This is a genomic window from Tumidithrix helvetica PCC 7403, assembly GCF_965232925.1.
GTDB lineage: Bacteria > Cyanobacteriota > Cyanobacteriia > Pseudanabaenales > Pseudanabaenaceae > Tumidithrix > Tumidithrix helvetica.
Genome location: NZ_CBDDRA010000007.1, coordinates 122,194 through 144,515 on the forward strand (window position 1 = coordinate 122,194; position 22,322 = coordinate 144,515).

Sequence of the window (22,322 nt, forward strand, 5' to 3'; positions counted from 1 at the left end):
GTGAATTATCTTAGGAGGTAATTTGAATTCGATCAAGATTGCATCAATTAGTATTGACACGATTGCGATCGAGTCCATGTTTCACCCAGTTAATGCAATCAAACTCCGAGCGAAATATCTTGGGCGCAGCAATGTTAATCAAGCTATTTGGAGGATAGTGATCGTAAAAACATTTGCCTGCCGCTTGATGAATTACCACCAAATTTTCTCGGTAGACATAACGCCTTTTAAAATAATCGACCACTCCCATACAGTCAGAGTGCTGATCTAAATGCTCTTTGGCAATCTCTAACAGTTGCTCTAATCGATCGGAATATAGCCCAGCAGGATTTTCGGCTTTATGCCAATTACCCTTGTGACCAAGTTCTGAAAGCAATGTGTAGGAATAAATGACATGACCATCAATTCGATTTCGTACAAAAGGAAGTATGAGATAACCCCGATACGAAATTGACTTGACATAGAGAAAACGACCCATATCGCTCTTACATCGCTAAATCTCATCTTATTTATTTTGCCTCCTATTCGTACCTCCTACGCATGAAAAGGGATGTTTTTTTAAGGGATAGGGACAGTTCTAGCAACTCTTAATAAAACGTAATAATTTATTTGTATTCTTGCATACAATTCGGTAGCAAAAGATACAACTTTGTGTTATTGTACTTGTAATAAAACACAGGAGATAAACATATGTCACTTAAAGATCAAGCTCGCAGTATGGCTGCTCGTAATCGTCAATCAGATAAGCACCGTGAAGAAGTAGTTTTAGGACGTGCTGCTAATGAAGTTGGTTTAACGGTTTCTGAAGCAACCAGCCATAACTGGAAAACCCATACCAACTAGTCGATCGCTTAGCTCAACTTATACTTAATTTGTTGTGCTTTTGGTCATTCGATCGACAACTCATCAATAAAGCCAATTAATACCTTGAATATCAGCTCTAGACTTCAGGCTTTAAAAGTAAAGCGCATTGATTCTAAAGTAGGGGTTACAGACTAAGCGTTCTAGCATTGATGCTTTAGAGCTTTAGTCAGTAGCCCCTCTTTAATGAAAATTTTTAAATGAGAAATCGTGAGTTTTTGGCGTGAGCCGTCCGTTCATCAGGAAAATAACCCCGCGATCGTCTACTTCTGTTTTAAAGTTCACCTAGACAGACGGCAACCATCAAATAAAGGACGCGATCGACTTAAATTTCAGTTGACTGGTCAAGTAATTCGATCAATCACGCACGATCGCATACTTTTGCACGATCCCTTTGGTGTCAAATTTAATCACTAGCCATTCAGAATCGATACTGATATAGCTTCTTTCTCGACCTAGCCAATAAATAATGTCATATTGACCTTTGAAATAATTTGTGGACGTTGGGTCTCCTAAGAGGGTTAGAACCTGTTGACGCGTCAACCCATCTAAACGACGCGTGCGAACCAATTCGTCAGCCATTGCCAAGCGGGGATAGGGTTCCTTGTTAATTCGTTCGAGATCTTTCCAAACTGTAGAATCAAACTGCGAGGAATAGGAAGTTGCCGTAGTAATGTCGGCATGAACTCTAGTAACAGGAACTGTTTGAGTTAATGCAGTGAGAAATGCGATCGCACTTACTGCCCCAATCGCTTGCAAACCTCGCATTCTTTAAACCCCATGCCTAGAATCACAAACAAATCAATTATATCAGCCCCAAAAAGAAAGTATGGAAGAAGTTTCAGATAAACCACGTAACAGTATCTCAGCCGTACTAGGGGCATCAAAAGTTCCTAGCCACATGATTATCTGTATGCGTTCCCTACCTGTGGGGAGTGCGTCTAGGGCAGCAGCGAACGTTGAGTGTGTATATTCTGTTTGACCTCGAAGCGTCGAAGAAACAGCGGTAAATGGCTGGATTTCATCAATATCCTGAGATGTCAGGGGTGTTCGTAACACGATATTTTGAAGGAAGTCTTGAGCGAACTAGTTATCTCTGTTAAGTATGAGTGATTGTTTTGCGATCGCAACAGCATCGCGAAGTAACCTGAGATTTTGCGTTTTTCCAGAATATCCAAGTAGGGCATTCGCAAGCCCATACCACGCCATAGAATAGGCAGGTTCAAGGCGAATTAGGCTCGTAAACGCTCCGATATGCTAACTAAAACGTTAGAACTGTGCGAATGGATTTCCCTTCGTGCATGAGGTCAAAAGCTTCATTCACTTGCTCGATCGGCATGGTGTGGGTAATCAAATCGTCAATATTGATTTTGCCGTCCATGTACCAATCTACAATTTTCGGAACATCTGTGCGACCTCTAGCGCCACCAAAAGCCGAGCCTTTCCAAACCCTACCCGTGACGAGTTGAAAGGGACGGGTACTAATTTCTTGACCTGCACCAGCAACGCCAATAATCACGCTCATTCCCCAGCCTTTGTGACAGCATTCCAAAGCTTGACGCATGACGTTCACGTTACCGATGCACTCAAAGCTATAATCTGCACCCCCTTTGGTCAAGTCAACCAGATAGGGAACCAGATCGCCTTCCACTTCTAAAGGATTGACAAAGTGAGTCATGCCAAACTTCTCAGCCAGCGATCGCCGATTGGGATTGAGGTCTACTCCTATAATCATATCTGCGCCCGCTAAACGCGCACCCTGAATTACATTCAGACCAATTCCACCCAGACCGAATACAACCACATTCGCGCCTGGTTCAACCTTGGCTGTATTGATTACGGCACCGACACCTGTGGTAACACCACAACCGATATAGCAAACCTTATCAAAGGGAGCATCTTTTCTGATCTTGGCAACAGCAATTTCTGGAAGTACCGTATAGTTCGCAAAGGTGGAAGTTCCCATATAGTGATGGAGCATTTCACCGTTAATGGAAAATCGACTCGTACCATCGGGCATGAGTCCTCGCCCTTGGGTTGTGCGAATTGCTTGGCAGAGATTGGTTTTACGGCTGAGACAAAATTTACATTGACGACATTCGGGCGTATAGAGCGGAATCACATGGTCGCCAACTTCGAGGCTCGTCACTCCTGCTCCGACTTCTACAACTACCCCTGCGCCTTCATGCCCTAAAATTGTGGGAAACAGTCCCTCAGGGTCAGCTCCAGATAACGTGTAGGCATCGGTATGACAAACCCCTGTTGCCTTGATCTCGATTAGTACTTCTCCTGCTTGGGGTGGCTGAAGTTGAACCGTTTCAATTTTTAGGGGTTGACCCGCAGCAAAGGCGATCGCGGCTTTAACATCCATATAGCGCTCCTCATGATCGAAAATCTGATTTATTATCGTCTCTCCCTAGAACCAGAGGTAAAGATTTTAGAATCTTTACTGGAATTAGTTCTTTGTCAGAAATGTTACACTTTCCACATGGGAAGTCTGAGGGAAGAAATCAAAGGGTTGAATCCGCGTAATCCGATAGGCATTATCTGCACAAAGTAGGTTTAGGTCACGGGCGAGGGTGGCAGGGTTACAACTGACATAGGCGATCTGCTGGGAGGGATGGCTGCGTAAATGGGCGATCGCACTAGGTTCGCAGCCTTTGCGCGGTGGATCCAGAATTGTAATGTCTGGCTGAACTTCTAAGGTGGGTAGGAGGTCTTCCACTTTTCCTGTGAGAAATTGAATATTGTCAATACCATTCATCTGGGCGTTGAGTATTGCCTGTTGTGTCGCTTGGGGTTGAATTTCGATCGCGATTACCTGCTTGACCCATTGCGCCAAAGGCAGAGAAATCGTACCAATTCCTGCATAGGCATCTAAGAGAAGCTCATGCCCTTGCAAGCCAAGTTCCTCTTGGATCGCAGACACCATCGCTTCGGCTTGTTCCGTATAAATCTGAAAGAAGGTATCTGCTCTCAATTGAAATGTTAGCCCTGCAAACCGTTCCTCGACAAAATCACGACCTGCAATACAGCGAGTTTCAGCACCAAAGATGGTGTTGGTGCGAATGGAATTGTGGTTGAGCATTACACCAACCAGTTGAGGATATTGTTCTAGCCATGCGTTGGCTTGCTCTTCAAGCCCTGGCACATCCCATGAGTTGGAAATCAGCGTTAAGAGAACTTGCCCTGTATGCCGCCCAATTCGCAAGCTAAAATGCCGCAATAGACCTCGATGGTACTGCTCGTCATAAATGAGCCAACCCTGCTTTTGAATGTCTAGTTTGACATTCTCTAAGAAAAGATCGAGGCGCCGATCTTGAACAGGACATTGATTGAGATTGACCAGTTTATGACTACCCTTTTGGTAATAGCCTGCTCTGACTTTACCCTCTTGGGTTTTATCGAGCGGATAGGTGACTTTGTTGCGATAGTGCAAATCCGAAGGCGCACCAATAATCGGATCCATCCAAGTGGCGATCGCCTCGGGCTCGAATTTACCAATACGCTGTAATGCCTGAGCTACTTGATTTTGCTTGATCTGAAGCTGATGGTCATAGCTCACCACTTGCCATTGGCAGCCGCCACATTTATCGGCAACAATACAAGAAGGACGTACCCGATGGGGTGATGGAGCGAGAATTTTGGTGAGGCTGGCATTAGCATAACTGTGCTTGACTTTGACGAGTTTCGCCTCAATGCGATCGCCTGGCACTGTATCTGGCACAAACACCACTAACGCTTCGTGACGACCAACTCCATCCCCACTATCTGCTAGGTCGGTAATTTCAAGCGATATGGTTTGTCCTTGTTGCATTTAACTTCTTACTCGTTGCTATTGAAAGTGGTGTCTAACTCTATCATTAGGTTAATCATGCATAATTATATTGACAAAATAATTAAGTCAATCACAGTACCTATCAAAAGTTGGTTAAACAACGATGGCAACACAAGCAGTATGGGATGAATTAGTATTTCAATCGCCATATTTGGCAATGATCAAAGCGAAAGATCTCCTAAAGGAGGGCAAGTTGACAGAAGTGAATGCAGTTTTAGAAAGTTTGGTTGAGGCAATGGGGCGATCGGAAAAGAGAGCAGTGAGCAGTCAACTAACACGGTTAATGCTGCATATCATCAAGTGGAACTGTCAGCCTGAGAAACGTAGTGCAAGTTGGGTGATTTCAATTCGATCGGCGCGGCGAGAAATTGCGAATAGTCAAGGGGAGATGCCGAGTCTGAATAGGGAATTTTTAGAATCTATTTGGGATAAGTGTTTTACAGATGCGAAACAGGATGCTAGAGATGAAATGGGCAAAAAGCCAGAAATCACTACCCTGAGTTGGTTTGAGGTCTTTGAACAAACATATACAATTTGGGAAGATTAGAAGTGCCGCACTGGCGTAATGTTAACCTCAGCAAGACAAATCTAATGAAGGCTACATTAGAAATGAAAAGGATTATTGGAATTCTCTAACTAGAAATTTAAGCCAATCGTTGTTTGAGCCAAAACAACAACATTGGTAGTGCAATCTGATAGCCATACTCAGCCCCATAAACTAATCCCTTTTGTTCTAAACTCTCTAGCGCACCTTGCAAACTGCCACCCTTGGATAGCTGATGTTTTTGAATGTATTCGCGCCGATGGGGGCTAACAGTAGGATCAAGGGCAAGGCTTTCAAGCACGCGCACCTGACTGGGGGGAAGCAGCATAATGAGCGACTCAAAGGTAGAGGACAAATCCTCAATTAATGCCAGCATGCTACGGTGGACGTGATGGGGTTGAATCAAAAACTCGGTTTTGGATGCTTTGGTATGAAGCTGAGCCTGACAATCGAGCCAAATCCGCCGAATTAGGGCGATCGCATCGCCAAAATTTCCCTGCACGTAGCTGGCAAACAATTCCAAAGCCGGCGTATTCGCATCAAACAACAAGCCCTCTGCTGCCATTGTCGGTTCTAACCAAGTACTGAGTTCGCGATCGCTTAGGGGAGCTAAGACAACGGTATGTAAGCTTAGATCCTGCATCCAAGGTTCAGTCACCGTCGCAATCAGGGCATAGCTCACGCGACTCTGTTGCTGAATTTCTTGACGCAAATAGGCTTCCCATGTGCCTTTGCGATCCCAAGATCGAATATGCGTAAAGTTTTGCAGGACGATCACAACGCGACAATCTAGTCCCTCTGCAATTTTTTGCGGCAAACTCAGTAAAGCTTGAAATATTTCCCAAAGCTCGGTTTGCGGTAGTATGCCTGCAGCAGGGAATCGATGCCACACCAGACGAAATTTTTTGTTTGCGGCTTTTTCTAAAATCAGAGGCAAATCCTTAATCCAAGTTTGGATCGTGGCTAATTCTTTAGGGGCAGTAAACACAGTCATCAGGCTTTCTGCCAATAATTGCAAAAACCTTTCGCCATCCGTTGTTCTGAGACAATCGATCGTAAGCACTCTAGCGCCGACTTGATGGGCAGCCCAGCGTACAAGGGTTTGTCGTCCACTCCCCGCTACCCCAGCAATCAGCAAATCGCCATCGTCTTTTAAAATTTGACTGACCTTAGCAAGCTCTGTTTGCCGCCCAACCAAATATTGAGGCACGAAGGGATTATTGACCATTATGAATTTCAATGATTTGTTGCAACAAATCGAAGTAGGGCTGAAATGAATTACGATTGACTAAGATTTTAGCTTAGCTCTATGAATTAGTGTCATATAAATTAAATTGACACTATTTTTTAGTATTTTTCTAGTAATATATTTTTAACATCCTTACCTCCTTGAATACTCATGGCTTTAGAAACCTTGCCATCCCCAGCCACTGCTTGGCATACCCTAGAGGCTGATAAGTCTGTGCTTTTGCTGGAAAGCGATCGCGATTCAGGGCTTACCACCAAACAGGTAGATGAACGTCTACAAACCTATGGGACTAACGAACTGATTGAAAAAGCGGGTCGTCCCTCTCTGGAGATTTTTATCGATCAGTTCAAAAACATCATGTTGGTGATGCTGATCGCCGTGGCATTGGTTTCAGGGGCGATAGATATTCGCAAGGGCGATTTTCCGAAAGATGCGATCGCGATCTTTGTGATCGTTTTGCTTAACGGTATTTTGGGATACGTGCAGGAAAGTCGAGCCGAGCAGGCACTGGCGGCGCTCAAACGCATGGCTACGCCCAAAGTAAGGGTAATTCGTAACGGTACGGTCATGGAAGTGGCTGGGCGGCAGATCGTACCAGGAGATGTGATGCTGCTTGAAGCTGGGGTACAAGTCGCTGCCGATGGTCGATTGCTAGAGGCACAAAACCTGCAAGTGAGAGAATCAGCGCTCACAGGGGAAGCTGAAGGCGTAATCAAACAAGCAGAACTAGAGCTAGAGAAGGATGCGAGTTTAGGCGATCGCTTAAATCTTGTGTTTCATGGCACTGAGGTCATTCAAGGCAGAGCAAAGGTGCTGGTGACTTCGACGGGCATGCAAACTGAGCTCGGCAAGATCGCGACCCTAATTCAAGGGATTGAGTCTGAAGAAACTCCCCTCCAGAGGCGTATGGGACAACTGGGGAACGTCCTAGTTACAGGTTCTCTGATTTTGGTAGCGATCGTGGTGGCGTTTGGGGTAATTACCACGGGCTGGAGCAAATTTGAGGAACTCCTGGAAGTCTCTCTGAGTATGGCAGTTGCGGTCGTGCCTGAAGGTTTGCCAGCGGTCATTACTGTGACCCTTGCTCTCGGTACGCAGCGAATGGTAAAGCGCAATGCCCTCATTCGCAAGTTACCTGCCGTAGAAACGCTTGGGTCGGTTACCACGATTTGCTCCGATAAAACGGGTACGCTCACCCAAAACAAAATGGTGGTGCAGGTAGTCAGCACGGCTAGCGACACCTTACAGGTGACTGGAGAGGGTTATGCTCCGTTCGGAGGATTCAAACTAAATGCTAGCTCGGATTCTATGATTCAAGTGAGCGAATATGGGGAATTACAGAAGCTGCTGCTTGCCTGTGCCCTATGTAATGATGCCCTTTTGCAGCAGAAGAAAGAGGAATGGATTATCATCGGCGATCCTACGGAGGGCGCACTTTTATCTTTGGCTGGCAAAGGGAATTACGATCAGGCTGAGTGGACTCATAAGCTCCCTCGTATTGCCGAAGTTCCCTTTTCATCGGAACGCAAACGCATGAGTGTTGTTTGTGAAGTCACTCAAAATGCGAAAGAAGACGATCTCGATGGGGTAAACCACCTACAAGAATCTAGCTATCTGATGTTTACCAAAGGTTCGCCTGAGTTGACGTTGGAATGTTGTACGAGTATCCAGATTGGCAAAGATATTCAATCTCTAGATGACGAACAGCGCGATCGCATTTTACAGGAGAATAATCGCCTTGCTAGTCAAGGTTTGCGCGTGCTGGGCTTTGCCTATCGTCCTACACTTAGCTTACCTGAAGGTGATTTCAACGAAAGTGAAGAGCAGCATCTAGTTTGGATTGGTTTGGTGGGAATGCTTGATGCACCGCGCCCAGAAGTTCGTCAAGCCGTACAACGTTGTCGAGAAGCAGGTATCCGTGCAGTGATGATTACGGGCGATCACCAACTGACTGCCAAAGCGATCGCTGAGAATTTAGGTATTTCTAAAGAAGGCGATCGGGTGTTAATCGGTCGAGAATTAGAGGAACTAACGCAACCTGAGCTTGAGCAAGAAGTCGAACATGTCAGCGTTTATGCTCGTGTCTCTCCCGAGCATAAACTGCGAATTGTCCAAGCTCTGCAAGCTAAAGGGCATTTTGTGGCGATGACGGGTGATGGCGTCAATGATGCTCCCGCCCTCAAGCAAGCTGATATTGGTATCGCCATGGGAATCACGGGTACAGATGTCAGTAAAGAAGCCAGCGATATGATTTTGCTGGATGATAATTTTGCCACGATTGTTGCAGCCACCGAAGAAGGTCGTGTCGTTTATACAAATATTCGGCGATTTATTAAATATATTTTAGGTAGCAATATTGGGGAAGTTCTGACGATCGCGGCAGCTCCGCTACTAGGTTTAGGAGGGGTTCCTCTCAGCCCATTACAGATTTTATGGATGAACCTTGTTACCGATGGCTTACCAGCATTGGCTTTAGCAGTGGAACCCGCCGAGCCCAATGTAATGCGCCGTCCTCCCTACGATCCGCGCGAGAATATCTTTGCCCGTGGCTTAGGTTCCTATATGATTCGCGTGGGCATCGTCTTAGCCGTTTTCACGATCGCACTGATGGGCTGGGCATATACCTACACGCATCTAAATCATAACGGGCTCGATCCAGAGCGGTGGAAAACGATGGTATTTACCACCCTTTGTCTAGCACAGATGGGTCATGCCTTGGCAATTCGTTCAAACACGCAGTTGACGATCGAACTCAATCCTTTCTCTAACCCCTTTGTCCTTGCATCGATCTCGCTTACTACTGTTTTGCAACTGATGCTGATTTATATTCCCCCTTTACAAAGGTTTTTTGGTACACATTTCCTCAGTTTCACAGAGCTTTCGGTTTGCTTAGGCGTTAGTACTTTAATGTTTGTATGGATAGAAATGGAAAAACTATTTATCCGTTGGCGAGCATCCAAAGCTTTAGCTTTACGTTAAATCCAGAGCTATAGGAATCCGATTTGATTTGTATGTAGGGGCAATTCATGAATTGCCCCTACGCTTGACGCCATTGGTTTGCGCGAATATTTTCCGCCGCAAGCTTTGCAGTTTCCTCAATTCGCTTTGCTCTCGTCTCTGGTTTCTTGGCGATCGCAATCCACTCTAAAATGCCACGTTTTACCGAACGAGGGAAAGCATCAAAGTTAAGCTGGGCATTTGGGTACGATCCCAAAGCTTCTCCCAGATCGGAGGGAATCTCTAAAGCTTCTACTGCATCCAGCACATTCCAAGAACCATCTCTTTTTGCAGCCTCAACCTTGGCAAGTCCAGCCTCAGCCATCAGTCCCGATGCAATTAACTTATCAACCCTCTCTTTATTGGGCTTTGACCACCCTGTGCCTGCCTTGCGTGGCGCAAACCAAAGCAGCGATCGCTCGTCGTCCAGCTTATTAGGCTTGCTGTCAATCCATCCGAAACAGAGCGCTTCTTCAACGGCATCGTTATACTCAAAGCGAGGTTTTTGGGTAGCTTTCTTGTAGCTGACCAACCAAATCCCTTCAGCACGGGTGTGATTTGACTGAAGCCACAACCGCCACTCAGATCGGGTCTTGGGATGGATTGAGTTATCTGGTGCATCCTGCATATTCCACCCATAGATTAGACATAAATTAAAAGCTATAAAATCAAATAGGCTACTTCTCAAGAGTCTAGTTTTTCACTTTTAACAAAGACCATTGTGGCTCCACTCTTTGTCTTCTACTTGTCAATTAGACGATCGCTTGCTGAAGTACATGCAGTGACCAATACAGTTTAAGCTACAGCAATGAAAAATATTTTCACGTAGAATACTTTTAAAAAGTAGTAATCCCGATTTTAAGAGGCAACGAAAAAGGGTGAATTACAAATTTTTGAAATGATTTTGAGAGATCGCCTGCTATTTCATGGTTGAACAGCTATAAAACTTATAGGTTTCTTTGGGCTTGCTAGAATGCTAAAAGTGTAGTTACTCCCTTCCCGCTAAAAGATTGGGTAATCCTTATAGATAAAATGCTTGAGGAATCGGCATTAGAATTGCCTATTCTTAGACTGGGAAAGGAGTAGAAACTAATTTACTATTCTGGGCTTTCTTCTTTCCCAGTCACTTTTTCAAAAACATCTTCGGCTTTTTCCTTTAAATCGCCTAAAGCATCTCCTGTTTTATCAACTGCATCCTTAGCAATTTCACCGACATCTGTGTTGAGAACATCGGTAACCTTTTTCAGATTCTCCTCACCCACCACATCTTCGACTTTATCTTTGATCCCTTCGGCAAATTCTCCAGCTTTTTGCTGTAATCCGCTCACAAATCCGCTAAGCCCTTCTTTTTTCTCTTCACTCATAATAGAACCCCTTTGATTTGAATATATCCACAGCTATGAAGCTTAGGCTAGTTTACAACTGATAGAATGGTTGAATCCTAAAGATATTTTGAAGAATTTTTTTATAAGTATTACAGAACACAGCGGTACTTCATGCTAATGCTGTACGCCGAAACAGCATCATAACGGACAGCTATTAGAACAGACAATTTCCTCTTAGCAACATTCTATCGCTTTCGTTCGGACGTCGGAAGTATGTAGGGGCAATTCATGAATTACCCCTATGATTCTATGCAGAGGAAAGAACCTCTCATATATCCATTTAGGATTGCGACATCAATTCCCAGGGAATTTACAACAGAACTAGATTAGAGTTCCGCATTCTACCTTTTTACAGGGTTGAGCCCTAAGAAAGAGTCTGATTGCAGTTTCTCAGGAGTCTGAGAGTAGGCAACTACCAAACCACCAAGGGTATCTAAGATCTTTTTGACTTGAGGTGGTATCTGGGACTCTGTGAAGGTTTCACTTAAGCTAGAAAAACCTAAAACTGCCAGCCGAGCCACCCCTTGGGCATTCATAAAGAAGTAACCAAAGTTGGGCTTAGGCATATTTGCGATCGCAACTTTAAACTTCTCTGACTGAGCAAGAGAAGAATTTGATGGAACGATTAGGGTCGAGAGGGGTGTAATTCCCGTGGCAAGGACGAGAGTATGTTTATCTCTCCAACCATAGGCAAACACACTTTGAGAGGCAGCCTTATGCTCTGGGTCATTGATTTCCCAACTGGTCACCTGCACGCCACCAACTTGACGCTTGGAAACTGAGAGTGTGCCATCCGCTAAACTAACGATCTGCTTCTCGATTTTGGCAATGGTAGCATTTGCCGCCGCAGGGTTTGAGGTTTGAATCATGCTCCCTAAGGCTAAATCGAAGTCAAATGCTTTAAATAGCCCCCGATCGCTTGGGAAAAGAACCATGGCATACTCACCATCGATCCAAGGGGCAATATCTTTATCTATATCTACGCCGAGGGTAGAAGTTAAGGCTTGACGCATGCTCGCGTAAAGAAATCCAAAGGAAGGCTGCCATTTGATTTCTTCCTTGAGCCACTGCCATTGTTGCGTAAAGTTTTGACTAGAAATAGAAGCATAGCTATTGGCTGGCAAAAGCGATAAAATTCGATCGGGTTTGCCAAATCTGCCATTCACAGGTTGAACCGTACGAGGCTTTGTGTAGTAAGTATTGCTTTGACTGTGCAACCCTTGAGGTGATACCCAAGTATATAGATCGAAACTGGCGTATTCATCCGCCGATCTACGCAAGCCACTCAAAAGATCCTCTTCACTATACCCAAATGGATTAGGAGGCTCAATTTCTGCTTTTGGGTCGGGTTCGACTTTTGGTTTATTCAGCTGAGTGAGGCTGGCTTCGAGCATTTGTATGATGCGCTTGTTATCCCCATAGCCAGCAAACAGCGATCGCTGCCATAGAGGATTCTTAACGGTGCGTTGAAATAGAGGATTTTCTGCTAGAGGGATAAGATTTGCCTGAGCATCGATTAGCGCTTCGATTGTCTGTCGCGAGTCGCTAATGACAAGATATCCATTGGGTAACGTGGCAAGTACCGCTCCATTCTCACTAAAGCCAAAAACATCTAATCTCAGAGAATCAGGAAATCCATCATTTTCTTCCTTGTCATCGATATCCTGTTCGCATTTTAGATTTCGATCGTTCGCAAGCTTATTGAGGAACTGTTTAAGCGGTTTTTTGGAACAGGCTTTTAAGGCAGTCGCACGAGAAGGATCGTCTGTTTCCCACTCTAAAATTCGCACACCCTTATATTCTGAAGCGGTTGGTTTCTGTTTGTGATTTGCGATCGCCTTCGCGATAAAAGCTTCATATTTAGCACCATCGTTAATGGGCATCAAAATCATCAGCTTAAAGTCTTTTTTGTTGGGTGCTTGAGAAAATGCAAAAACAATGCGATCGCCGAGCCAAGGCTGAATATCCTGCCTAAAGGTCATACCCTTAGGCAGTCGGTTCAACTTCGCGATCGCATCTAAGGCTTTAATCTCAAAAGGGTTGAAGCGATCGGCTTCGTCCCACAGTTGAGGATTTAGATTCAAAACCGCGATACCGAGAAGATCGGAAGGAAGGATTTTGGCGGCAGCAAGGGGTTCTTGCTCTGAAGCCGCTTGAGCGATGGGCGAAAATTGATTGGCAAGAACTTCAGGCGTAAGCGAAGAATTAACTGCACTCCGAGAGGGTTTAGCAGGTAAGGTTGATTGAACTGTGGCGGCACTTGCTGCATGATTGGCTGGAACTGCATTTCTAGGCTGACCCACTGAATAAGAAAAACCGACACCCAAAAAAGCCAGCAATGCCAAATTAAATAGATTAACCAAGCCTATGTACCTCTCATAAATAGGAGTGACTTTGGAGTTTATTTTAGTAACTTATGCAATAAAACTAGCGTTCTACACCATTATTCAAGATTTCAAAGTAAAGAGGAATGTAACCAGACTTAAGATTACCCTCTTCTCTTGCTTGAGCTAGATTACCCCGAATTACCCGATTTGTGTGCACGCTAAAGATTTCGTAGCGATCGCCATCAAATACATAGTCCGCCACATCTGTATATTCTTCGCCTTTAACCAACTGCCAATGCTCATCCGTGAAGATAAAATGATAATCCGCTGAGTTAGGATTGGCTGACGGGCGATCGACAAGTGCTGAGATCGTTGCTGTGTAAGTACCTGAAACCTTGCTAGGAGGATCGATCTTACTTTCGATCTGGCGGTAGAAACAGTTTTCGTTGTAGCAAAAGCGCAGGTTTTTCATTGCAGCTTTGATCTTGTCGATGCCCTCAACCAGTTGGCTGGGATTTACTTGGCTGGGACTTGTCGATCCGCTAGTCGTCCCACCAGCCAATCCACTGTCAGATACCTCAGCGGACATCTGTAAAAATTGAGGTGTAGGTGCAGTCTCAGCCAAACTGGGTGATGACCAACCTAAATTCAGCCCACCCATCCCCAAACAAATTGCTAGTAATACGATCGCCAAAAAATGTTTGATCCCAATCATGAATTTATCCCAGAGAGTAGGGAAATCGGTAAAACGGCGGCGATCGCTTGAGGCATAGCATCGCGAATAGAGGTGCGAATTGCCCCCACTGCGGCATTCCATAATTTGCCTGGCTCGAGATCGACGCGAATTAACTGCCACAGGCGTTGGATCTCATCGGTATGCAAGCGATCGTCTTCCGTCAAGGCTAAGATAATGCGCCGACGCAAAAACTCACCTTCTTGGGACATGAGAAACTGTAAGCCCATTTTGGCAGTGGGTACAAGGTCAAAGTTGTCATCTGACTTAGCGATCGCAATCAGATTTTCTAACCGCGCCCATTGGAACTTATCGTCTTTAAACAGAACCTCTAACAAGCGTTTGCGCAGGCTTTCGGACTCGTCTGTGAGCAAACGTCTTGCCACATAGGGGTAGGCGACTTGTACGATTTTAAAGTCAGGGTTTAGGCTGAGGGCAACGCCTTCTTGGGTAATTACCGAGCGAATGATGAGGGCAAATTTTGCAGGCAAGCTAAAGGGATATTCGTACATCAGACCAGAAAAGCGATCGGTGACGACCTTAAAGTTAAAGTCACTCACTTTCTCAGTCATGATGTCACCCAAAACCGACTCAAGAGCCTTCACAATCGACTTCATATCGACATGGGGTTGCAAAAATCCCAAGTTGACATAATCTTGCCCCAACTGATCGTAATCTTTGTTGATTAAATGCACGACGGAATCTACTAACTGCTCTTTAGTGTTGAGATCGAGCTGATCCATCATGCCAAAGTCGATGTATGCCATCCGCCCATCGTAGGTGGCAAATAGGTTGCCTGGGTGAGGGTCGGCATGGAAAAAGCCAAACTCTAGCAATTGCCGCAACCCAGACATCACGCCAATCCTTACCAAAGCATCGGTATTGAGTCCCGCCGCTTGAATTTTGTCAATTTCTGTGAGCTTAATGCCGTCGATCCACTCAAGAGTTAAAACGCAATTGGTACTGTAATCCCAAAAAATAGAGGGAACCTTAACATTCGGATCGTCCTTAAAATAGCCTGCGAACCGCTCAGCGTTTCTGGCTTCATTGACATAATCGATTTCTTCAAATAGCTTGATGCCAAACTCATCTACGATCGCATCTAGGTTATTGCCCAGATTGAGAGGCAGCATCGGCCCAAACCAAGTAGCAAACCAGCGCAAAATAAATAAGTCCAGCGTCAAGATTGGCAGAAGGTTTGGTCTTTGGACTTTAATCGCAACTTCTTCGCCAGAATGTAATGTCGCTTTATAAACCTGTCCCAAACTCGCCGCCGCCACAGGTTCCTCAGAGACCCATGCATAAACCTCTGTAACGGGCTTACCCAGTTCTCGCTGCACGATGTCAAATGCTTGAGGCGTTGAGAATGGGGGCAGTTTGTCTTGCAGTTTGGTTAGCTCAACTAAAAAGTCTTGACGCACGAGATCGGGGCGTGTAGAGAGTGCCTGCCCCACCTTGATATAGGTTGGCCCTAGGGTCGTAATGATGCGACGCAACTGCTCGGCACGTTTGGGTTGGCTCTTGTTTTTGTCTTGCCATCGATCCCAAGCGCACCCTAAAAGAAAGCCCACAAACATGTAGGTGACGCTGATCAGTCTCCATGCCACCTGCCAAGGACGGGGTTTGTAGTAGTTTGCGATCGCGATCGGATCGTAATTTCTTAAGCTTTCAAGAGGATGTCGATTCACTTTGCTAGATCCCTCTTTCATCACAATTTATATAACCTGACTATTTTTAGTTTATTAAAATCTATTAAGTATAGTATACGAAACTACAAACTAATCTGCAAAGCTTAAGAGCGCGATCGGGTTTTACTCAATTCTTACCCCCTTCGCCCTGAGAGCTAAAGTCCATGCTATTGGTTGAAAAAAGTGAGTTTTTATATTTGGGATTACAGGAATCGCTTGACAAATGTAGACACGAAAACCAGTGGTGGGGTGTTAACAAAGTCTGTGACCTACACATACGACATGTTTGACCGTCGCATTGCTAAGAGTGTTGACTTTGATGGTTCGGGTGCGGGGTTGGCAGTGGTTGAGCGGTATGTTTATGACCGCGACCATATTATGTTGGTGCTGAGTGGGCTTGGCATTCTCAAGGAGCGATATCTCTATGGTGCGAATCTAGATCAGGTGCTGGCGGTGGAGGGTAGTCAGGTAAGCTGGACGCTTTCTGATTATTTGGGTACGGTGAGGGATCTGGTGAGTAGTGCGGGTGTGGTGCAAAAGCACATCAAGTACGATAGTTTTGGGAATGTCACGGCTCAAAGTGCGCCACTGGTGAAGTCGCGATTTGGCTTTACGGGTCGGGAGTTTGACTCTGAGACTGGGCTTTATTATTATCGCTCTCGCTATTATGACTCTGCCGTTGGCAGGTTTATCAGTGAGGATAGAATTGGTTTTGCGGGTGGTGATGCGAATCTTTACAGATATGTTGGGAATAGTGCGACGAATGCGATCGATCCGTTTGGGTTATGGACAATCATATACATCTTCTCTGCTACATCAGGGGGGGTAAGTGAAAGTAATCCATTTGGGCACACTGCAATAGCAATAAATGGAACCTACTATAACTTTAATAAAGAGGGGTTAGATAGATCTAATGGTGATCAATTCTATATGAATTACAGCCTTGTAGGAGTTCCTATTCGTCGCTATCAGCTTGATTTCTCGAAAGACGAGGAAGATAAGATTGCCGCTTACTTAGATAGATTATATTTCAACGCCCCAATCCCAAAAAAGAATGGCATAGAGCAAAGGGCTAGACCTCTGCCTTTAAGGGATTATGATTTATCTAGCAACAATTGTACAACTGTGACAATTGAGGCATTGAGAGAAACTAGAGTGGAAAAATATATCAGACATATAATTGAACCTTTTGAGTTGGAAAGAAAATTGATCGATTGGTCTCTTGGAGTACGCTATGGGTGGCGTGGGAATAATTATGTTCCTAAATTTATACCTCCAGTTAAAACTATAAGATTACCTGATTACACTCGACAGCAATGAAAATAAAATCCATGAAGATATTTCTTGCAATTGCAATATTAATTGCATTGCTTTTCGCCTACAGTGAGTTTTCCCCCCCAAGCTTAAATTATCTAGAAAGTTACTTGATGACTCAGCAATGGGAAAAAGCTGATAGTGAAACGAGGAACTTGATTTTAAAGATTACCAAAAGAAAATGGTTTGGTGAGTGGTTGGTATATCTAAAAATAGAGAAGGATCCAATCGAAAATTTTCCATGTGGATACTTAATGTCGATTGATCGCTTGTGGGTAAATTATAGTAGAGAGCACTTTGGATTTAGCATTCAAGGGAGGGTATTTCAAAAAGTATTTGCAAAGACAAAATCAGGTATACAGGATGATTCATACGAAGAGTTTTTTAAAGAATTGGGATGGGATATACACAAAAAAGTATTTCAGTTTAATTTAAATGCACCACTTGGACATCTACCTTCATATGAATGGATGACAGAAGGAATAACAAAGCCAAAAATCTGGCGTGCAGATGGAATCTCTCTATATACTCGACTTCAATTCTGCCAAGCCGAAAATAAATCGTCAACTGAATGATTTGTTTGTGATGATTAAAAGATTTTCTTACGATAGCAATCACACGGCTCATGTGACAGCGGCGAATAATCGATGGAACATTTACCTGTCTCTATGATGATGAGGGAAATCGCACGCAAAGGACAAATATTGCCACAGGTGAGGTGACGAGTTATGTTTGGGATTATCGGAATCGCTTGACGGGTGTGGATACGAAAACCAGTGGTGGGGTGCTAACAAAGTCTGTGACCTACACATACGATATGTTTGACCGTCGCATTGCCAAGAGTGTTGACTTTGATGGTTCGGGTGCGGGGTTGGCAGTGGTTGAGCGGTATGTTTATGACCGCGACCATATTATGTTGGTGCTGAGTGGGCTTGGCATTCTCAAGGAGCGATATCTCTATGGTGCGAATTTAGATCAGGTGTTGGCGGTGGAAACGACTCAAGTTTCTTGGACGCTTTCTGATTATTTGGGTACGGTGAGGGATTTGGTGAGTAGTGCGGGTGTGGTGCAAAAGCACATCAAGTACGATAGTTTTGGCAATGTCACGGGTCAGAGTGCGCCACTTGTGAAGTCTCGGTTTGGCTTTACGGGTCGGGAGTTTGACTCTGAGACTGGGCTTTATTATTATCGCTCTCGCTATTATGATTCTGTGGTGGGTAGGTTTATTAGCGAGGATAGAATTGGTTTTGCGGGTGGCGATACGAATCTTTATCGGTATGTTGGGAATAGTGCGACGAATGGAACTGACCCATTTGGTTATACAGCAATAACTTTTGTTGTTCCTGTAGTCGTTATTGGTGGGATTTTTTTGGTTGGTGGGGCAATAATTTATTACAGCACACGACGAAACTCAGGAAGTACTTCAGACTTCGGAGGTGCGCCAGAACTTTTTAATGATGTGGGAGGTCTAGGTAAAAGTTTGGGTGGGTTTACCAATAGTGCTGGAATTGGTTTCCCTGGTGGTATGCTCACTTTCCCGATTCCTCAAGAGAGTAGACCTACAATATACATATCTCCTAGCGGGCGCTATTCAGACCCAAATGCAATTAATCGCGGCAGAGATTTTGAGGATATTGGTAGAATCTGTAGCATCCCTCAAGGTTTTCCCATTCCTCAGCCTCTCTTTCCTCCATTTTTAGAGATAGACTTTGGTAATGCTGATCCAAATATTCCAATTGACAAACAACTTCAAGGAAAAGGTCAATTGAAAGACCTTCGCAGTAGTGGAAACATTCAAAAAGATGTGAATATAAATGATCTTTTACAAAAAACACCTACAGAACTAATTGAAATGCAGAAAAAAGGAGAAATTGATAAAAAGACACTCAAACAAATTCAAAAGGCTTTTGAAGGTCGGGATTTAGGTGGTAGAGGAAAAAATAAATAATGAGTGACATCCAAATAATAATAGAATATCAAACCTACTCAGACAGTTCCAGTAAATTAATTAAGGTGTTGCCTGAAGATTACTATGATTTAGATCCAGACGAAGAGCCATCTATGGAAGAGTCAGTAGAACGTTATAGTTATTTAATCGACTATCTTGATGTTCCAGTGGAAAGTGTTAAGCATATAAGATTGACTATCATAGATTCGAGAATAGGAAGGAAGGAAATAAGCAATATAATATACTGGAATTCGGGAAAGAATTTTATGATTCAGAGGTATGATATTTGTGATAGCAAAACATCTTTGCTTACAGTAATTAGTTTGAGAGCTTCTGACTCTCCAATAATTGATGAAATTTTGAGATTTGAAAATATAGAGGAATTTGATATTCCTAAGCTCGCATTTCATGTTCAGATAGAAACTCATAATGATGGCTCACAGACTGAAAAGGAGATTGTCTAGTTGGTAAAGTGGGTCGCCCACAATCAATATATTTGCGTAGCTCAAGCATTATGCTATGCTTAGCCCTCATGAAAACGGACACGCTATTTTATCAACTCTTCCAGACATTCCATTCGCTCCTCTTTGAGCTACTAGATCGCCCTGCCTCCGAAGCAGAAGGCTATCAATTTAGTTCTATCGAAATTAAAGAGAAAGCATTTCGGACTGATGGCGTTTTCATTCCATCAACCGACGATAAACTGATTTACTTCACAGAAGTTCAGTTTCAACTCAACGATGATTTTTACTTAGATTTTGAGGCAGAGATACGACTTTACCTCAAACAATATCGCCCCAAACAAGACTGGAAAGCCGTAGCCATATTTGCGCGATCCAATTGCGAACCAGAGCCTCCCAAACATTGTCAAGAAGCGATCGCTCTGGGGCGAATTGTGCGAGTCTATTTAGAAGACTGGTTAGAGCATGAGACAAATTCGCTGGGCATTGCAATTATCCAGTTAATTTTATCCTCCGAGAAAATAGCCCCTAAAATGGCAAAAGCCCTAGCAGCTAAAGTCGAGCAAGAAATCAGCACAGATCTACAAGCCGAAGTAGTAAAATTTATAGAGACTGTACTGGTATATAAATTCCCCAAGTTGAGCCGTCAGGAGATTGAGAAAATGTTTACACAGACTGATTTAAAGCAAACTCGTGTTTATCAAGAAGCTCTGGAAGAAGGCTTGCAGTTAGGCAAACAAGAAGGCTTGCAGTTAGGCGAACAAAGAGGTTTGTTAAAAGGTCAGGCTGCAATCTTGCTGCGCCAACTAACCCGCAAACTTGGACAAGTCAGTCCCAGACTAAAAACTCGAATTTCTAAACTATCTGTAGTGCAGCTAGAAAATCTCGCAGAAGCAATTTTTGACCTTGAAACCGTTGCTGACTTAAATGCTTGGCTTAAAACTCACTAAGTTTTCAGTTTACATTTGATGCGGCGAGTCAGGTGGTGAGCGCGATCGCTCCGAGTTCGCGTTATGCCTTTAGTTACGATGGGGCAGGCAGACAAACCATTGTGGATGGTACGGGAACATCGGGTGTGCCGAATGTAATTCTGACTTCGACCTATGATGTCGCAGGAAATCGCATCAGTTTGACCGATACTATCGCAGGAGTTTTGAAGGGAACGCAGGGGTTTGGTTACGATGCGCTCCAACGTTTAACCCAAGTGACGCAATCGGGTTCGGGAGTGAGTAATAAGCGGGTTGACCTGATCTATGATGCCGTGGGGCGGATGTCGGGAATCAACAGGTTCGCCAGCACAGATCAGTCTGTGCCTGTAGTAAATAGCAGTCTGACATTCGATCTGGCGAGTAAGTTAACGGCTCTGACGCATTCGCGGAATGCGACGACGATTAATAGTAATGGTCTGACCTATGATGCGGCGGCAAGGGTGACGCAGTTGACGACGGTGGATGGCAGTAGTGGGTATGGCTATGATGCCACGAGTCAGCTTACGGCTGCGACCCATAGTTATCAAACATCTGAGGCGTTTAGCTATGATGCGTTGGGAAATCGCAAGGGTTATGTGACGACGGCAAATAATCGTTTGCAGTCAGATGGAACGTTTACCTATCTCTATGATGATGAGGGAAATCGCACCCAAAGGACAAATATTGCCACGGGTGAGGTGACGAGTTATGTATGGGATTATCGGAACCGCTTGACGAATGTTGATACGAAAACCAGTGGTGGGGTGTTAACAAAGTCTGTGACCTACACATACGATATGTTTGACCGTCGCATTGCCAAGATTGTTGACTTTGATGGATCGGGTGCGGGGTTGGTATAGCGGTTTTCAAATGAGAACAGTACGGGCATCGCACTCCGCAAACCAACCAGAGATATCAGAACGAGAAGCAGCATTAAATGCCTCAGTAATCGCATCATGAAGTTCATCTTTAGTCCTAGGAGCTATAGAACGCAGGATAGCCTTGACCTTAGACCAAAACAATTCAATTGGCGATAACTCAGGTGAATAAGTTGGCAGGAAGATTAAGGTGGCTCCCGCCTCCTCAATTGCTTCACGTACCGCATCGGTAACATGGAGGTTTAGATTATCCATAATCACCACTGCACCTGCCCACAATTGCGGTACCAATACCTCAGTCACATAGAACAAGTAATACCAATTTAAAGACAGAGGGTAACAGATCTAGCATATCGTTAAGAACTACAGTGTCTTACATTTCTTATCTGTTGCTTGCACCAATTAAATTGGTATAACGTCAAGATATCGTTGCTACCGAAAAAAGTCATTGTGGCAATGATGCCAGACATTGCGAGTGCTGCAATCATCGTCAAATTTTCACCTCGGCGCTAGGGCTTGCTGCCATGAGCCCGTTGCCCTTTCTCTGAACGTGCATGGGTACGTGTCATGCTCTGATTTAACCCTGCTTCGTCGATAAAGATCAGGTTATCGGTTTCGATCGCCCAGAACAGAAGGTGATATTCCAGACGTAATTGTCTTACTGCTTCTGTATCTCGTTTATCTGCGTGCAGAGTTTTTTTTTCGACTGAACCCCATTTTGTTGACTGCTCGACTCATTGTGGGCACACTGACTAATACTCCCGTATGTTCTGCTAATTGTGTGGCGATTTCTGCTAAGGTAGCATCGTTTTGCTGCTTGATAATCTCTGCAAGAACTTGGTAGTCTTCGTCCACCAGTATGGCTGGTGCTCCTCCTCCTCTTGGACTGGGGGCAACACTGCCTGTAAGTTTATATCTTTGTACGATTTCGTTTACCCAACCACGCTTGACTTCAAAGCGATCGGCTACTTCTTGCATGGTGCTTTGACCTGCTAGATATGTTTCAACGACTCGTTGACGTAGGTCTTGAGAGATGGTTATTCCTTTTGGCATTTTTCTCTTTATCTTACAATATTTTTCTCATCTGAAAACTGCTATAGTGGTTGAGAAATCGACTCAACGAACTGGCTG

General features: G+C 44.3%; 21 protein-coding genes and 1 pseudogene. 9 read left to right on the forward strand and 13 right to left on the reverse strand.

Annotated features, from left to right (window positions below; all coding sequences use genetic code 11):
* Window positions 1–43 precede the first annotated feature (43 nt).
* Window positions 44–478: a hypothetical protein gene (locus ACP2WE_RS08835; protein ID WP_425215183.1), complete on the reverse strand. Its 435-nt coding sequence runs from the start codon at window positions 476–478 to the stop codon at window positions 44–46.
* A gap of 212 nt (window positions 479–690) precedes the next feature.
* Here ACP2WE_RS08835 and ACP2WE_RS08840 point away from each other — a divergent pair, with 212 nt between their 5' ends.
* A complete protein-coding gene (locus ACP2WE_RS08840) occupies window positions 691–843 on the forward strand; it encodes a hypothetical protein (protein WP_330481996.1) in 153 nt (50 codons plus the stop codon).
* Window positions 844–1,218: 375 nt separating this feature from the next.
* Here the strand turns inward: ACP2WE_RS08840 and bamE are convergent, their stop codons facing one another.
* The 4 genes from bamE to rlmD form a co-directional block, all read right to left on the reverse strand.
* Complete coding sequence (bamE, locus tag ACP2WE_RS08845) at window positions 1,219–1,629, reverse strand: outer membrane protein assembly factor BamE domain-containing protein (protein WP_425215184.1); 411 nt, start codon at window positions 1,627–1,629, stop codon at window positions 1,219–1,221.
* A 42-nt stretch (window positions 1,630–1,671) separates the two neighbouring features.
* On the reverse strand, window positions 1,672–1,920 hold the full coding sequence (locus ACP2WE_RS08850; protein ID WP_425215185.1) for a hypothetical protein: 249 nt from the start codon (window positions 1,918–1,920) through the stop codon (window positions 1,672–1,674).
* 202 nt (window positions 1,921–2,122) lie between these two features.
* Window positions 2,123–3,232 carry an S-(hydroxymethyl)glutathione dehydrogenase/class III alcohol dehydrogenase gene (locus ACP2WE_RS08855; protein ID WP_425215186.1) on the reverse strand — a complete coding sequence of 370 codons (1,110 nt, stop codon included), beginning with the start codon at window positions 3,230–3,232 and terminating at the stop codon, window positions 2,123–2,125.
* 84 nt (window positions 3,233–3,316) lie between these two features.
* Window positions 3,317–4,678 carry a 23S rRNA (uracil(1939)-C(5))-methyltransferase RlmD gene (gene rlmD / locus ACP2WE_RS08860; protein WP_425215187.1) on the reverse strand — a complete coding sequence of 454 codons (1,362 nt, stop codon included), beginning with the start codon at window positions 4,676–4,678 and terminating at the stop codon, window positions 3,317–3,319.
* 124 nt (window positions 4,679–4,802) lie between these two features.
* Here rlmD and ACP2WE_RS08865 point away from each other — a divergent pair, with 124 nt between their 5' ends.
* The gene (locus ACP2WE_RS08865; protein WP_425215188.1) at window positions 4,803–5,246 is read left to right on the forward strand and encodes a DUF29 domain-containing protein; all 444 of its coding nucleotides are present in this window, start codon (window positions 4,803–4,805) and stop codon (window positions 5,244–5,246) included.
* Between the two features lie 97 nt (window positions 5,247–5,343).
* Here the strand turns inward: ACP2WE_RS08865 and ACP2WE_RS08870 are convergent, their stop codons facing one another.
* Complete coding sequence (locus ACP2WE_RS08870) at window positions 5,344–6,471, reverse strand: ATP-binding protein (protein ID WP_425215189.1); 1,128 nt, start codon at window positions 6,469–6,471, stop codon at window positions 5,344–5,346.
* Between the two features lie 171 nt (window positions 6,472–6,642).
* On the opposite strand from ACP2WE_RS08870, the gene ACP2WE_RS08875 reads away from it, so the two are divergent.
* Window positions 6,643–9,471: a cation-translocating P-type ATPase gene (locus tag ACP2WE_RS08875; RefSeq protein ID WP_425215190.1), complete on the forward strand. Its 2,829-nt coding sequence runs from the start codon at window positions 6,643–6,645 to the stop codon at window positions 9,469–9,471.
* Window positions 9,472–9,529: 58 nt separating this feature from the next.
* Here the strand turns inward: ACP2WE_RS08875 and ACP2WE_RS08880 are convergent, their stop codons facing one another.
* The 5 genes from ACP2WE_RS08880 to ACP2WE_RS08900 all read right to left on the reverse strand — a co-directional run bounded on the left by ACP2WE_RS08880 (window position 9,530) and on the right by ACP2WE_RS08900 (window position 15,622).
* A complete protein-coding gene (locus tag ACP2WE_RS08880; RefSeq protein ID WP_425215191.1) occupies window positions 9,530–10,117 on the reverse strand; it encodes a YdeI/OmpD-associated family protein in 588 nt (195 codons plus the stop codon).
* A gap of 469 nt (window positions 10,118–10,586) precedes the next feature.
* Window positions 10,587–10,853 carry a hypothetical protein gene (locus ACP2WE_RS08885; protein ID WP_425215192.1) on the reverse strand — a complete coding sequence of 89 codons (267 nt, stop codon included), beginning with the start codon at window positions 10,851–10,853 and terminating at the stop codon, window positions 10,587–10,589.
* A gap of 362 nt (window positions 10,854–11,215) precedes the next feature.
* Complete coding sequence (locus tag ACP2WE_RS08890; protein ID WP_425215193.1) at window positions 11,216–13,237, reverse strand: DUF3352 domain-containing protein; 2,022 nt, start codon at window positions 13,235–13,237, stop codon at window positions 11,216–11,218.
* A gap of 64 nt (window positions 13,238–13,301) precedes the next feature.
* Window positions 13,302–13,916: a hypothetical protein gene (locus tag ACP2WE_RS08895; RefSeq protein ID WP_425215194.1), complete on the reverse strand. Its 615-nt coding sequence runs from the start codon at window positions 13,914–13,916 to the stop codon at window positions 13,302–13,304.
* Window positions 13,913–15,622, reverse strand: a complete 1,710-nt coding sequence (locus ACP2WE_RS08900; protein WP_425215195.1) for an ABC1 kinase family protein — start codon at window positions 15,620–15,622, stop codon at window positions 13,913–13,915. Before ACP2WE_RS08900 ends, ACP2WE_RS08895 begins: the two co-directional genes overlap by 4 nt.
* A 264-nt stretch (window positions 15,623–15,886) precedes the next feature.
* On the opposite strand from ACP2WE_RS08900, the gene ACP2WE_RS08905 reads away from it, so the two are divergent.
* The 6 genes and pseudogenes from ACP2WE_RS08905 to ACP2WE_RS08930 form a co-directional block, all read left to right on the forward strand.
* Window positions 15,887–16,942: an RHS repeat domain-containing protein gene (locus ACP2WE_RS08905; RefSeq protein ID WP_425215196.1), complete on the forward strand. Its 1,056-nt coding sequence runs from the start codon at window positions 15,887–15,889 to the stop codon at window positions 16,940–16,942.
* A gap of 11 nt (window positions 16,943–16,953) precedes the next feature.
* A complete protein-coding gene (locus tag ACP2WE_RS08910) occupies window positions 16,954–17,511 on the forward strand; it encodes a GUN4 domain-containing protein (RefSeq protein WP_425215197.1) in 558 nt (185 codons plus the stop codon).
* A 68-nt stretch (window positions 17,512–17,579) separates the two neighbouring features.
* The gene (locus ACP2WE_RS08915) at window positions 17,580–18,884 is read left to right on the forward strand and encodes an RHS repeat domain-containing protein (protein WP_503473942.1); all 1,305 of its coding nucleotides are present in this window, start codon (window positions 17,580–17,582) and stop codon (window positions 18,882–18,884) included.
* Window positions 18,884–19,348, forward strand: coding sequence for a hypothetical protein (locus ACP2WE_RS08920; RefSeq protein WP_425215199.1), 465 nt, complete (start codon window positions 18,884–18,886; stop codon window positions 19,346–19,348). Before ACP2WE_RS08915 ends, ACP2WE_RS08920 begins: the two co-directional genes overlap by 1 nt.
* A gap of 68 nt (window positions 19,349–19,416) precedes the next feature.
* Window positions 19,417–20,295, forward strand: a complete 879-nt coding sequence (locus ACP2WE_RS08925; protein WP_425215200.1) for an Rpn family recombination-promoting nuclease/putative transposase — start codon at window positions 19,417–19,419, stop codon at window positions 20,293–20,295.
* 11 nt (window positions 20,296–20,306) lie between these two features.
* Window positions 20,307–21,173, forward strand: a pseudogene (locus ACP2WE_RS08930) (RHS repeat domain-containing protein); the annotation flags it as partial.
* Between the two features lie 6 nt (window positions 21,174–21,179).
* On the opposite strand, the gene ACP2WE_RS08935 reads toward ACP2WE_RS08930, so the two are convergent.
* Window positions 21,180–21,494, reverse strand: coding sequence for a transposase (locus ACP2WE_RS08935; protein ID WP_425215202.1), 315 nt, complete (start codon window positions 21,492–21,494; stop codon window positions 21,180–21,182).
* Between the two features lie 375 nt (window positions 21,495–21,869).
* Window positions 21,870–22,244, reverse strand: coding sequence for a hypothetical protein (locus tag ACP2WE_RS08940; protein WP_425215203.1), 375 nt, complete (start codon window positions 22,242–22,244; stop codon window positions 21,870–21,872).
* Window positions 22,245–22,322: the final 78 nt, after the last annotated feature.

Excerpts from the sequence above, each read along its gene's own strand:
- ACP2WE_RS08865 (WP_425215188.1), top strand. The coding sequence starts at position 4,803 with ATGGCAACACAAGCAGTATGGGATGAATTAGTATTTCAATCGCCATAT.
- ACP2WE_RS08895 (WP_425215194.1), bottom strand. The coding sequence starts at position 13,916 with ATGATTGGGATCAAACATTTTTTGGCGATCGTATTACTAGCAATTTGT.
- ACP2WE_RS08940 (WP_425215203.1), bottom strand. The coding sequence starts at position 22,244 with ATGCCAAAAGGAATAACCATCTCTCAAGACCTACGTCAACGAGTCGTT.
- ACP2WE_RS08835 (WP_425215183.1), bottom strand. The coding sequence starts at position 478 with ATGGGTCGTTTTCTCTATGTCAAGTCAATTTCGTATCGGGGTTATCTC.
- ACP2WE_RS08920 (WP_425215199.1), top strand. The coding sequence starts at position 18,884 with ATGAGTGACATCCAAATAATAATAGAATATCAAACCTACTCAGACAGT.
- ACP2WE_RS08910 (WP_425215197.1), top strand. The coding sequence starts at position 16,954 with ATGAAGATATTTCTTGCAATTGCAATATTAATTGCATTGCTTTTCGCC.
- ACP2WE_RS08885 (WP_425215192.1), bottom strand. The coding sequence starts at position 10,853 with ATGAGTGAAGAGAAAAAAGAAGGGCTTAGCGGATTTGTGAGCGGATTA.
- ACP2WE_RS08870 (WP_425215189.1), bottom strand. The coding sequence starts at position 6,471 with ATGGTCAATAATCCCTTCGTGCCTCAATATTTGGTTGGGCGGCAAACA.
- rlmD (WP_425215187.1), bottom strand. The coding sequence starts at position 4,678 with ATGCAACAAGGACAAACCATATCGCTTGAAATTACCGACCTAGCAGAT.
- ACP2WE_RS08840 (WP_330481996.1), top strand. The coding sequence starts at position 691 with ATGTCACTTAAAGATCAAGCTCGCAGTATGGCTGCTCGTAATCGTCAA.
- bamE (WP_425215184.1), bottom strand. The coding sequence starts at position 1,629 with ATGCGAGGTTTGCAAGCGATTGGGGCAGTAAGTGCGATCGCATTTCTC.
- ACP2WE_RS08880 (WP_425215191.1), bottom strand. The coding sequence starts at position 10,117 with ATGCAGGATGCACCAGATAACTCAATCCATCCCAAGACCCGATCTGAG.
- ACP2WE_RS08875 (WP_425215190.1), top strand. The coding sequence starts at position 6,643 with ATGGCTTTAGAAACCTTGCCATCCCCAGCCACTGCTTGGCATACCCTA.
- ACP2WE_RS08925 (WP_425215200.1), top strand. The coding sequence starts at position 19,417 with ATGAAAACGGACACGCTATTTTATCAACTCTTCCAGACATTCCATTCG.
- ACP2WE_RS08855 (WP_425215186.1), bottom strand. The coding sequence starts at position 3,232 with ATGGATGTTAAAGCCGCGATCGCCTTTGCTGCGGGTCAACCCCTAAAA.